8 protein-coding genes are annotated in these 12,807 nt (G+C 69.5%); all 8 read right to left on the bottom strand.

The window, feature by feature from the left end; translation table 11 throughout:
- Positions 1–15: 15 nt before the first annotated feature.
- Positions 16–3,393 (bottom strand): Rne/Rng family ribonuclease, encoded by a 3,378-nt coding sequence (locus F8O04_RS15140; RefSeq protein ID WP_225735088.1) that lies wholly within the window; start codon positions 3,391–3,393, stop codon positions 16–18.
- A 363-nt stretch (positions 3,394–3,756) separates the two neighbouring features.
- Positions 3,757–4,728: a PstS family phosphate ABC transporter substrate-binding protein gene (locus F8O04_RS13765; RefSeq protein ID WP_158029964.1), complete on the bottom strand. Its 972-nt coding sequence runs from the start codon at positions 4,726–4,728 to the stop codon at positions 3,757–3,759.
- Complete coding sequence (locus F8O04_RS13760) at positions 4,725–5,126, bottom strand: hypothetical protein (protein ID WP_188726497.1); 402 nt, start codon at positions 5,124–5,126, stop codon at positions 4,725–4,727. The genes F8O04_RS13765 and F8O04_RS13760 overlap by 4 nt, the downstream gene beginning before the upstream one ends.
- 22 nt (positions 5,127–5,148) lie before the next feature.
- Complete coding sequence (locus F8O04_RS13755; protein WP_158029963.1) at positions 5,149–6,387, bottom strand: Na/Pi symporter; 1,239 nt, start codon at positions 6,385–6,387, stop codon at positions 5,149–5,151.
- Between the two features lie 192 nt (positions 6,388–6,579).
- Entirely contained in the window at positions 6,580–7,008 is a 429-nt protein-coding gene (gene ndk, locus F8O04_RS13750) for a nucleoside-diphosphate kinase (RefSeq protein ID WP_158029962.1), read from the bottom strand.
- A 21-nt stretch (positions 7,009–7,029) separates the two neighbouring features.
- Entirely contained in the window at positions 7,030–7,518 is a 489-nt protein-coding gene (locus tag F8O04_RS13745) for a DUF4233 domain-containing protein (RefSeq protein ID WP_158029961.1), read from the bottom strand.
- A gap of 77 nt (positions 7,519–7,595) precedes the next feature.
- Positions 7,596–9,269, bottom strand: coding sequence for a bifunctional folylpolyglutamate synthase/dihydrofolate synthase (locus F8O04_RS13740; RefSeq protein ID WP_308420217.1), 1,674 nt, complete (start codon positions 9,267–9,269; stop codon positions 7,596–7,598).
- Positions 9,266–12,625 (bottom strand): isoleucine--tRNA ligase, encoded by a 3,360-nt coding sequence (ileS, locus tag F8O04_RS13735; RefSeq protein ID WP_158029960.1) that lies wholly within the window; start codon positions 12,623–12,625, stop codon positions 9,266–9,268. Before ileS ends, F8O04_RS13740 begins: the two co-directional genes overlap by 4 nt.
- Positions 12,626–12,807: the final 182 nt, after the last annotated feature.

Raw genomic sequence — 12,807 nt, 5'->3', positions numbered from 1 at the left:
GTTGGGCCGTCAAGCTCAGTGCGTCGCCCCGCCCTCGTCGTCGTTCATCGCTACGGTCACGCGACGACGCTTCGGACGACCCGATGCTCCGCTGCGGTCCGGAGCGGATGGAGCCGGGTCGGCGGCCGTCGCCGGCGCAACAGGAGCCACCGCGGCCGCCTCGACCGGCTCTTCGGCAACCGGTTCTTCAGCGGCCGAACCATCCGCGGTCGATTCGGTCGCGGGCGCCTTCTCAGCGGTCGGCTTGGCCTCGTCCGCGCCGGTCCCCACATCCGGGGCGCCGCTGGGCGTGGAGTCCGCGGCCGCATCGGCGCCCGCATCCCCGCGCTCATCGTCCCCGAGCGCATCGAGGGCGCTGCTGAGCGCGTCGAGCGCCGCACGGTCGGGGCTCGAGACGGCCGGCTCCTCGCCGCGGGGCGCGGGCAGGTCGATCGCGAGGTCGGGGAGCACCGAGCCCGCGTCCCCGTCCGGTGACGCTGCGCCGATCGCGCCGCTTTCGTCACTCCGGGACGCTCGGCCACCGCCGTCCTGCGGGTCTGCCGTCGCCGCGTCTGACTGCTGTTCCGAGCCGCCGTTGTTGCCGCGTCCGCGTCGGCGGCCGCGACGCGATCGACGGCTTCGGCCCTCACCCTGCTGGTCGGGCGCGTCACGTCGCTCAGCGCTGTCGGCGGGCGACGCTTCCGTTCCCTCGACCGCAGAATCGCCACCGGACGTCGGTGCGGTGCCGCCCGCGGCCTGCGCGTCACTCGGCGCACCGCCGTCGGGCTCATCCTTGCCGGCTTCGTTCTTCGGGACGCCGGACAGCGTCGACGCCGCGATGCGCGATAGCGCCCCGCGGGCCTCGTCGGTGATGGCGTGCGTGCCACCGTTGCCGTTGCCGTTGTTCCCGTCGCCGGTCGATGCGCCGGCCTTGCGATTCGATTCGCCCTGGCCGCCGCGTCCGCGCCGTCCCGAGCGACCGGAGGGCGCATCGTCGGTCGCGCGATGCTTGGCCGCGGGGTCGTGATGCACCACCACGCCCCTCCCCGCGCACGTCGCGCACGGTTCGCTGAAGGTCTCGAGCAGGCCGAGACCGAGCTTCTTTCTGGTCATCTGGATGAGCCCGAGGCTCGTGACCTCGGCGACCTGATGCTTGGTGCGGTCACGGCTCAGGCACTCGACGAGCCGGCGCAGCACGAGATCGCGGTTCGATTCGAGGACCATGTCGATGAAGTCGATCACGATGATCCCGCCGATGTCGCGCAGACGCAGCTGGCGCACGACCTCTTCGGCGGCCTCGAGGTTGTTCTTCGTGACGGTCTCCTCGAGATTGCCGCCGGACCCGACGAACTTGCCGGTGTTGACGTCGACGACCGTCATGGCCTCGGTGCGGTCGATCACGAGGGAACCGCCCGACGGCAGCCAGACCTTGCGCTCAAGGGCCTTCTCGATGTGCTCCGTCGCCCGATACGCCTGGAACGCATCTTCGCCGTCGAACGCTTCGATGCGCTCGACGAGGTCGGGGGCCACCTGATTCAGGTAGGCGGTGATCGTCTCGAGCTCGGCCTCTCCCTGAATCACGATCTTCTGGAAGTCTTCGTTGAAGACATCGCGGATGATCTTGATGAGCAGGTCGGGCTCGGAATGGAGCAGGGCGGGCGCGGGCCCGTTGGCCACGCGCTTCCGGATGTCCTCCCACTGCGCCGTCAGCCGGTTCACGTCGCGCTCGAGCTGCTCGCGCGTTGCGCCCTCCGCAGCCGTGCGCACGATCACGCCGACGCCCTGCGGCAGCACCTCTTTCAGGATCTTCTTGAGGCGCGCCCGCTCGGTGTCCGGCAGCTTGCGACTGATGCCGTTCATGGCATTGCCCGGCACGTAGACGAGGTAGCGGCCGGGCAGCGACACCTGGCTCGTGAGCCGCGCCCCCTTGTGTCCGACAGGATCCTTCGTGACCTGCACGAGCACGCGGTCGCCCGGCTTGAGGGCGTTCTCGATGCGCCGTGCCTGGCCGCCGCCCAGCTCGGCCACGGACCAGTCGACCTCGCCGGAGTACAGCACGGCGTTGCGACCGCGGCCGATGTCGATGAATGCGGCCTCCATGCTCGGCAGCACGTTCTGCACGCGCCCGAGGTAGACGTTGCCGATCAGCGATGACTCGCTCGAGCGTGCGACGTAGTGTTCGACGAGCACCTGATCTTCGAGCACACCGATCTGCACCCGGCCGTCCTTCGCGCGCACGAGCATGACGCGGTCGACCGACTCACGGCGCGCGAGGAACTCGGATTCGGTCACAACGGGGCGGCGGCGGCTGACCTCGCGGCCCTCCCGGCGGCGCTGACGCTTGGCCTCGAGGCGGGTCGACCCCTTGATCTTCTGGGGCTCCGTGATGGGCTCCGGGTCGTTTCGCTTCGCCCCCCTGTCGGACTTGTCGTACCTGTCGCCCCTGTCGTGCCTTTCGTCCTTGTCGCGCCTGTCGCCCTTGTCGTGCCGGTCGTTCTTGTCGTGCCGGTCGTTCTTGTCACCGCGGTCGGTCTTGTCGTGCCGGTCGGTCCTGTCACCGCGGTCGCTCTTCCCGCCGCGGTCGTTCGCTCCGTCATTGCCGCGATCGTCGCGGTCACCCCGGTGCTTGCGCGAGTTGCGGCCGCGGCGACGACCGGAGCGGCCCTCGTCTCGGTCACCGTGATCGTCGTCACGGTCGGCGTCGTCGCCCTTGCCCCAGTCATCGGCCTTGCTCCAGTCATCACCCTTGCTCCAGTCATCGACGGGAGGGAGGTCCGGAGCGACAAAGAAGAGCGTCGTCGTCGTGATGACCTCCGGAAACCCCTTGAGCTTCGACGACGCAGCGCGCTTCTCGTCCGCGCGCTCCCGCTCGTCCGCGGGCTCCGCTGCCGCGCGCTGCTTCTCCTCGGGTTCCGGCTCGTGTGGCGTTTCGGGCTCGGTGCCGGTCGTGCCGGATGCGGGCGTCGCGTCGAGTTCCCGGGTCGCCTCAGCCTGAGCGGTGTCGGTCACATCGGTCGCGGTGCCCGACTCGACGGCCGCTTCCGCCGCCACGCTCGAGTCCACACCGGTCGCGGCGTCGCCGTCGTCCACGCCGACCGCGGCCTCGCGATCATCCGGGTCGACCGGGACCTCGGGGGCATCCGCATCGACCGGAACCTCACGGTCATCCCCATCGACCGCTGCCTCGCCCGCATCTGCCTCGCCGACTTGGGCATCGGTCGAAGCCGTGCCGACAGCATCGCCGTCCGGGCCGGATTCTCTCCCGCCTGGCCGCTCGACGCTTTCAGTTGAGGGGGTCGTCGCCTCGGCGGCGACCGGGTCGGGCCCGGTCGCCGATCGCTCAGCGTCAGACGACGTGGGAGCGATCGCCTCAGTTGCAGGGTCGCCATGCTCCTGCTCGTTGTATTCCACCATTCCTGGTGCACTCCTCGCCCGGCGTTGCCCTGCGTCCGCGCGGTCCGCCGGTTGCTCGTGGAGACGCTCGTCGCGCCTCGCTCTCAAACTGTGTACGTCGTGCCGTTCGGCCGACGGTTGTTGGTGTTGGTGCCGCGGTTGCGGCGTTGGGCGCGTCGATCGGACCACGACCGTGTCGGCCGCCGCCCGCGCCGCGCGCAAAGCTTTTCGTCGCACTCGATGGGTGGACCAAGACCCAGTATCGCACGGAGCTCTGCACCCACGCCGAACACCACCATGGGCATCCGACCGCCCGGCAGGAGGAACGCCAAGAGCGCCGACCGTCGTCGACGCTCCTGGCGCGCTGCGGGTGCCGGGCTGGTGTCAGCTCGAAAGCGCCGCCGCAAGGTCTCCCGTGGGGAACTCGTCGCCGTCGAACATGGCTCCGGGGGTGCGTGCTTCCCAGCGCGCCTGCACGAGCTCCGTGACCTCGTCGCCGAGGCCGTAGAAGCCCGTGAAGGGCAGGGCGTTCGGCACGTAGTCGACGTAGTAATCGACGAACTCGGCGACGGCCGCCTTCTCCTCGATCGCCTGGAGCGACACGTAGATGAACAGCGGGCGCGAGAACGGCGTGTACTCGCCAGATTGCGCGTGCTCGAGCGTGGGCATGACGCCATCGATCGCGATGTTCGTGATCCGGTCGCGCTGCTCTTCATCGGCCTCCAGGTAGTTGCCGACGCCCATGAACGCCAGGGCGTTCTCGTCGTCAGCGACCCAGCTTGTCAACTCGACCATGTCGTTCGTGGCCTGGTAGTCGTCGCGGATGGAGCCGGGCTCGCCGTTGACGGTGTTCGTGAAGAAATCGAACGTTCCTGAGCCGTCCGGCCGACCGTAGAGCCCGATCTCGTCGTCGGGCCACTCCGACCGCACGTCGGCCCACGTGGTGACCGTCGAGTCGGGTGCCCAGATGTCGGCGAGCTCGGTCATCGAGAGGTCAGTCGCGAACGAGTTCGCTTCGTTTCGGACGAGGGTCATCGCGTCGAGCCCAATCGGCAACTCGACGAAGTCGACGCCGTTCTCGGCGCAGGACGCCACAAACTCCTCCGGAATCGCCGTCGAGGCGTTGTTGAGGTCGGTCTCGCCGGCGCAGAATCGCTCGAACCCATTGATGGTTCCCTCGGCGGCGAGGTCAATGGCGAACCGTCCCTGATCGGCGACCGCCTGCGTGATCGGCGCGACCGTGGCCGAGCCCGAGACGGTGATCTCGGCGCCCTCGTTCGCCGCGGTCGCGCAGCCCGTCAGCGCCGCAAGCGCGGCGAACGACGTGGCGGCGATTCGGATGCTGCGAGCGGTCATCGCGAGGGCTCCTCATCGGTGCCCGTGCGGGGCGTGGTGGCGGTTGGCGCCTCGGAAGCGGAGGCGGAGGCGTCGGGCGTCTGGTGCCGGGCAATGAGCTGGTTCAGCGCGTCTTCGAGGAACGACCGCACCTCGCTCCAGCGCACCTTGGCGTTTGCGAGGTGCTCTTCGAGTCGATCGATCTCAGCGTGCGCGAGCGCCTCGCGCTCTTCGGGCGAAAGCTCGCTGGGACCACTCGGGACTCCCGAGGCGGCCGCCTCGCGCTGGGCACGGCGGGCGGCGAGCTCCGCCTTCAGCCGGGCGACGGTGTGCTCGGCGTCGACGAGCATCTCTTCAATCTCACGATCGACATCGGCATAGCCGCGTGCAGGGCGCGGGGTGTCTGGTGACGTGTTCATGCTGTCCTCCGGTGGGGGCGGGTCAGAAGACCCAGCTGGTGAGGGCGATGATGATGAGCGGCAGCACCAGGAAGACTCCGAAGGTCCACACGAGCGCGATCCACTTCCGCTCGGCCGAGTATTTGGCGAGCAGCTCGGCGCACCACGGCGGGACGACGCGGAGGAACGGCAGGCCGAAGATGATGATGGCCGCGAAGACGTTGAACAGCAAGTGCACGTACGACGCCTGCATGGCGAGGGTGGCCTCGACCCCCGTGAACGCGAAGGCCGAGATGAGCGCCGTGATGGTGGTGCCGACGTTCGAGCCGACCGTGAACGGGTAAATTTGGCGCAGGGTGAATGCGCCGGATCCGGCGAGGGGCACGGCGAGGCTCGTCGTGGTCGACGACGACTGCACCATGACGGTCATGACCATGCCCGAGAAGATGCCCGTGATCGGGCCACGGCCGATCGCGGTGTGGAGGACCTGCTTGGCTTTGCCGACCATGAGCCCCTTGAGCAGCTGGCCGATCTTGTTGATCACGAAAAGGATGAGTCCGATGCCGAGGGCGATGAGAATGATGCCCTCCGCGACGCTCGGCATGCTGAAGAGTTCGAGCACCCACCTGACCACCTCGTAGAGCGGCTCGGTAATGAAGCTGACGACCGTACCGAGAGCGCCGAAGACGACGGCGACGACGCCGCCGTCGCCCGACGTGATCCCGGCGAGCCAGCCGGCGCTCGTCTGCAGGATGCCGAACATCATCTCGAGCGGCAGCATGATCGCCACGGCGAGCACGTTGAAGAAGTCGTGCACCGTCGCGGCAGCGAATGCGCGGCGGAACGTCGCCTTCTCGCCGGCCATGCCGAGGCTCACGAGCGTGTTCGTCATGGTCGTGCCGAGGTTGGCGCCCATGAGCATGGGGATCGCGATCTCCATCGGCATGCCGCCGGCGACGAGGCCGACCGTCACCGAGGTCGTCGTCGACGATGACTGCGTCAGGGCGGTCGCGAGCAGGCCGATGAGGAGGGCGACGAGCGGGTTGTCGGCGAAGGCGAACAGTTCGCCGGCCTGGTCGCCCGTCGCGGTCTTGAAGCCGGAGCTGATCATCTTCACGGCGGTGATCAGCAGCCACACGCCGACAGCGACACCGATCCAGTCGCGGATGTTCGCGGCTCGGCCGGTCAGCGGGATGAACGAGAGGGGACTCGTGATCGTCGCGGCCCGGGCCTCGGGCTCGGTGGTGTCGCGCCCCGCGACCTTCTCATTGACGTCGGTCATTCCGGCACCTCGCCCTTCACTGCCCGGCCGACCTTCTGGTCGAATGCGGGATCGACCGGCAGGGGTACCGGCGTCACGAACATCGAAGCGGGCGCGACCAACCGCAGCCGAGCCGTAAGGTGTACGCGACGTGAACTCTGGCTGGCGCGTGCTTGCTCGCGCGCGCGGCAGTGAGAAAGGTGCCGGTCGGCGTTACGCGGCGAACCAGATCGCGAGTTCGCGGGCCGCCGACTCGGGCGAATCGGAGCCGTGCACGATGTTCAGGATCGTCGGCGTCTCCCATGCCCGACCGAGGTCGCCGCGGATCGTGCCGGGCGGCGCCGTTGTCGGGTCGGTGGGCCCGGTGAGCGAGCGGAAGCCCTCGATGACGCGGATGCCCCGCACCCGCGCCGCGACGACCGGCCCCGACGACATGAACGCGAGCAGCCCCTCGAAGAAGGGCTTGCCCTCATGCTCGAGGTAGTGACGTGTGAGCAGCTCGCGGCTCGGTGTGAGCATGCGCAGATCGACGAGTTCGTACCCCTTGCGCTCGATGCGGGCGAGGACTTCACCCGTCAGTTGACGCTCAACGCCATCGGGCTTGATCAGCACGAGGGTCTCTTCGATGGGCGTGGAGGTCATGCGCTTCCCTTCGTTGGGCGATTAGGCGGTTCGATCGCGTGGCGTGCCGTCTGGGTTGATCTCGCCCGCGGCGAGAGCGCGCTCGTACTCGGCGATGATGGGGGCTCGGGCGCGGTCGATCTCGCCGCCCTTGATCATGATGAAGGCCCACGTGGCGAGGAAGATTCCCGCGACGACGAACATTCCGGGGTGCAGGAAGCCGGTGAGGACGAGGGCGATGTGAGCGACCCAGCCGGCGACGAAGCCCCACTCGTAGCGGAACGCGAACACGAGGGCGATGAGCACGACGCACACGGCCGCTCCCCCACCCAGGGCGAGAGGGGCGGGGAGGATGCGAAGACCGAAGAACGTGAGCGTGCTGCAGAAGATCGCGAAGAGCTCGAAGGCGATCAGGATGCTCCCGAGGTTCTCGCGCATTGACCTGCGGCGGCGGGGGCGAGGTGCACGCGCGGCGTCGTCAGCTCGGTCGTCGTCGCTCGTGCGGTCGTCTCGCGCGACTGCCACTGGCATTTCACCGTCCTCTGCTGCCGTCGCCGGCCTCGTCTCGCCGCCCACCAGGGTACCGGGTCGTCGTCGCGCGGTTCGCGTCAGGCGAGGTCGGTGCCGGTCGCTCCCCAGCCCTCCTCGCGGGCGAGCCGTATCGCGTCGCCCAGCATCGTGACCGATCCGGTCACGAGCACGGCGCCGCCCTCATCCCCCGACACGAGATCGCGCGCGTGCTCCAGCGCCTCCTCGAGGCGATCGAACGCGTCCGGCTCGTGCCCTGTGAGCTCGGCGATGCGTTCGGCGAGCACCTCGGCATCGACTGCCCGCGGCGATTCCGACCGGGTCGCGATGAATCCGGCGGCGATGGGTGCGAGCGCGCGAATCACGCCGGGATAGTCCTTGTCGTCCAGGACCCCGAGCACCACGATGATGCGCCGCCCCATGGCGTGCGGGGCGGCTTCGGCGAGCGCGAGGGCGCCGTGCGGGTTGTGGGCCGCGTCGATGAACACGGCCGGCCTGTGGCCGATGCGCTGCAGCCGCCCGGGCGAGGTGACCGCCGCAAGCCCCTGCTGGACCACCTCGGCGCGCAACTGCTGCTCCCCACCGAAGAACGCCTCGACGGCGGCGATCGCGAGCGACGCGTTGTGCGCCTGGTACGCGCCGCGCAGCGGCAGCACGCCCTCGTAGGTGCCGGATCGTGCCCGAACCACGATGTCGCGCGCCGCCGGCCCTTCCGGGGTGTCGGAGACGAGCTCGAACTCGGACCCCTCGACCGCGAGCGTCGCGTCGCGCAGGGCGCAGGCGGCGGCGATCTCGGCGAGCGCCTCCGGCGCCTGTATCGCTGTGACGACGCGCGCGGCCGGTTTGATGATGCCCGCCTTCGTGCGTGCGATCTCGGCGATGGTCGAGCCGAGCCGACTCGCATGGTCGAGCGCGATCGGCGTGAACACGGCCACGTCTCCGTCGGCGACGTTCGTCGAGTCCCACTCGCCGCCCATGCCGACTTCGAGCACCACGACATCGACGGGGGCGTCGGTGAAGCAGGCGAACGCGAGCACCGTGAGCGCCTCGAAGAACGTCAACCGCACTTCGCCCGCCGCCTCGAGCTCGGCATCCACGATCGTCAGGACCGGCTGGATGTCGCCCCAGTTCACGGCGAGGCGTTCGTCGCTGATGGGCTCGCCCTCGATCTCGATGCGCTCGTTCAGCCGTTCCAGGTGCGGGCTCGTCATCAGGCCGACGCGAAGCCCGTGCGCCCCGAGGAGCGCGGCCGTGATGCGGGCCGTCGACGTCTTGCCGTTCGTGCCCGTGAGGTGCACGACCGGCGCGCTGCGATGCACGTCGCCGAGCAGCTCCGCGGCCCGCCGCGTCGGGCCGAGCCGCGGCTCGGGCTGGGCCTCGCCGACGCGCTCCATCAGCTCGTCCATCACCCGGTCGGCCTCGTCTCGCCAGTCGGTCCGCTCGCGCACGGTCCGCTCTGCCGACTCGCGCTCGCTCAGCGGCTCGGGCTTGGCCTCGGTCTCCTCGTTGAGGTCCTCGGGCTGCCGGCCGGCCTCATCGCCGAACGCGTCGACGAGCTCGCCGCCGAACTCGTCGGTCAGGCCGAGGTCGGGATCGGGCAGCCCCAGCGACTCAGGATCGCCGAGCTCGCGCCGGAACGCCGCGAGCAGCGCGTCGGCCTGTTCGGCGTCGAAATCCCGCTGCGCATCATCGTCCCCGCCGTCGCCGTGGCCGGCTGCGCCGTCCCCGCCGTCGAGCCCACGTTCATCTCTCACGTCGCCACCTCGAGTTCTACATCCAGTGCCCCGAACGAATGCTCGGCCGCATCGTTCTCGGGCTCGAGCCCGCCCGCGATGTCGAGCGCTACCGCAAGCGTTTCGTCGCCGATCAGGCGCGAGTGCGCGGTAATCGCCGCGAGCGACGCATCGTCGGTGCGCAGCGCGAGGCGAATGCGGTCGGACACGTCGAGACCGGCCTCTTTCCTCGCCTCCTGCACGGCGCGGATCACGTCGCGCGCGGTGCCCTCGGCGGCGAGCTCCGGCGTGACCCGGGTATCGAGGGCGAGGATGCTGCCATCGCCCAGCAGCGTGAGCGCGCGGTCGTCCGCCGCGTCGCCGGTCATGAGCTTCACCTCGTACTCCCCGGGCTCGAGCGGAATCCCGCCTGCGGTCACGACGCCGTCGGCCTCGCTCCAGTCGCCCGTCTTCGAGGCCTTGATCGCCTGCTGCACCCGCTTGCCGAGCCGAGGGCCGGCCGCGCGCGCATTGACCTGCAGCACGTGCTCGATGCCGTACGACGCGACCACTGCGTCCGAAAGCGGTTCGAAGACGACGGCCTTCACGTTGAGCTCATCGCGAAGGATGTCGGCGAAGGGACGGAGCCCCTCGACATCGGGTGTCACGACCGTCATCGACGCAAGCGGCAGCCGAACGCGCAGCTGTGCCTGCTTGCGAAGGGCGAGGGCGGCGCTGGAAACGCTGCGCACGCCGTCCATCGCCGACTCGAGGTCGTCGGCGGCCGGGAATGCCGACGCGTCGGGCCAGTCCTCGAGGTGGACGGACCGGCCGCCCGTCAGCCCGCGCCACACCGACTCGGTCACGAGCGGGGCGAGCGGCGCCGCCGCACGAGTGAGCGTCTCGAGCACCGTGAAGAGCGTGTCGAACGCGGCCGTGCCGCTCGAGACGACCGACGCCGATTCGGTGGCGCCCGGATCATCCGCACCGGGACCATCCGCCCCCGCAGGCTCGACACCGCCCCAAAAGCGATCGCGCGACCGGCGCACGTACCAGTTCGTCAGCACATCGGCGAAGTCGCGCAGGCGCTGCGTCGCCGTGGTCGAGTCGAGCGACTCGAGGTCGGCCGCGACCTCGTCGACCAGCCGGCCCGTCTTCGCGAGGATGTATCGATCGAGCGGATCGGCGGAGTCGGTGCGCCACCGCGCCACGTACGGCTCCGAGCCGGCGTGGGCGACGTTCGCGTACGTCGTGAAGAAGTAGTACGTCGACCACAGCGGCAGCAGGAACTGCCGCAGGCCCTCGCGGATCCCCTCCTCCGTCACGACGAGATTGCCGCCGCGCAGCACGGGGCTCGACATGAGGAACCAGCGCATCGCGTCGGACCCGTCGCGTTCGAACACCTCGTGCACGTCCGGATAGTTGCGCAGGCTCTTCGACATCTTGCGACCGTCGCTCCCGAGCACGATGCCGTGCGAGACCACCCGGGAGAACGCAGGACGATCGAAGAGCGCGACCGACAGCACGTGCATCACGTAGAACCAGCCGCGCGTCTGCCCGATGTACTCGACGATGAAGTCGGCCGGCGAGTGCGCATCGAACCACTCGCCGTTCTCGAACGGGTAGTGCCGCTGCGCGTAGGGCATCGAGCCCGAGTCGAACCAGACGTCGAAGACGTCCTCGATGCGGCGCATGGTCGAGCGCCCCGTCGGGTCGTCCGGGTTCGGGCGCGTGAGCTCGTCGATCGCGGGCCGGTGCAGATCACTCGGCCGCACGCCGAAGTCGCGCTCCAGCTCGTCGAGCGAGCCGTAGACGTCGATGCGCGGGTGGTTCGGATCGTCGCTCTTCCACACCGGAATCGGGCTGCCCCAGTAGCGGTTGCGGCTCACCGACCAGTCGCGCGCACCCTCGAGCCACTTGCCGAACTGGCCGTGCTTGACGTTCTCGGGCACCCACTCGATCGCCTCGTTGTGGCGGATCAGGTCATCCTTGATGTCGGTGACGCGCACGAACCAGCTCGAGACGGCCTTGTAGATGAGCGGGTTTCGGCACCGCCAGCAGTGCGGGTAGCTGTGCTCGTAGCTTGCTTGCTTGAAGAGGCGCCCGTCGGTCTTGAGCAGCCGAGTGAGCGGCTTGTTGGCGTCGAACACCTGCAGGCCGGCGACGGGGGCGACCGCGTCGAGGAAGACGCCGCCGTCATTCACCGAGAGCACGGTCGGGATGCCGGCCGCGTCGCAGATCGCCTTGTCGTCCTCGCCGTAGGCCGGAGCCTGATGCACGATTCCGGTGCCGTCGGCCGTGGTGACGTAGTCGGCGACGAGAATGCGCCACGCGACCCCGAGCATCCCGTACTCGTCACCGGCGAAGAAGTCCCACAGCGGCGCGTACCGCACGTCCTCGAGCTCGGCACCCGCGATGCGCCGATCGACGGCCGCGAGCGCGGTCTCGGCGTCGTCGTAGCCGAGTTCCCTCGCGTGTGCGCCGACACGCTCGGTCGCGAGCAGATACGCGCGAGTGCCGGAATCGGCGCCGTCGCCGGCGCCGTTCGGGCCCGCCGGCACGACGGCGTACTCGATCGCGGGGCCGACGGCGAGCGCGGCGTTCGTCGGCAGCGTCCACGGCGTCGTCGTCCATGCGAGGGCGTGCACGCCCTCGAGGCCGAGCTCGACGGCGCGCTCGCCCTCGAGCGGGAACGTGACGGTGACGGTCTGATCCTGTCGCGGCTGGTAGACGTCGTCGTCCATGCGCAGCTCGTGATTCGACAGGGGCGTCTCGTCGCGCCAGCAGTAGGGCAGCACGCGGAAGCCCTCATAGGCGAGGCCCTCGTCGTAGAGCCGCTTGAAGGCCCAGATCACCGACTCCATGTAGGTCAGGTCGAGGGTCTTGTAGCCGTTCTCGAAGTCGACCCAGCGCGCCTGGCGCGTGACGTAATCCTGCCACTCGTCCATGTACCGCAGCACCGAGTCGCGCGCCGCCGCATTGAAGGCGCCGATGCCCATGCGCTCGATCTCGTCCTTCGACTGGATCCCGAGCTGCCGCATGGCCTCGAGCTCGGCGGGCAGGCCGTGCGTGTCCCACCCGAACTCGCGCTGCACCTGCTTTCCCCGCATGGTGAAGAACCGGGGGAACACGTCCTTCGCGTAGCCCGTCAGGAGATGGCCGTAGTGGGGCAGGCCGTTCGCGAACGGAGGGCCGTCGTAGAAGACCCACTCGTCGGCGCCGTCGCGCTGGTCGATGGATGCTTGGAACGTGCCGTCGTGCCGCCAGTACTCGAGCACCTCGCGCTCGAGTTCGGGAAACGAGGGCGAGGCCGGCACGCTGGCGGCCGGGCCGAACGATGACGCGCGGTCGATGGCGGCGCGCTCGTCGGCGGGGCCCGTGGCGCGGGGGTAGGTCATGGCGTTCGCAATCGGTCGGTGGATCGGGACGGGTCTCAGGGAGAGGGAGTTCTCTTCCGGGGACGCTCGCCGCCCGCTTCCGGGCCGCTCACGCGGTACCACCCCGATTGCCGTGCGCACTGCCCGTGCGCGCGACCGCTCGTTCGCCGGCTGTGACGGGCCTGCCCCGTCCGGGTCTACTT

Origin of the sequence: Pseudoclavibacter endophyticus, from assembly GCF_008831085.1 — a bacterium.
GTDB lineage: Bacteria > Actinomycetota > Actinomycetes > Actinomycetales > Microbacteriaceae > Pseudoclavibacter > Pseudoclavibacter endophyticus.
The sequence above is the reverse complement of the archived record's forward strand: the minus strand, read 5'-3'. Positions and strand labels throughout refer to the sequence as shown.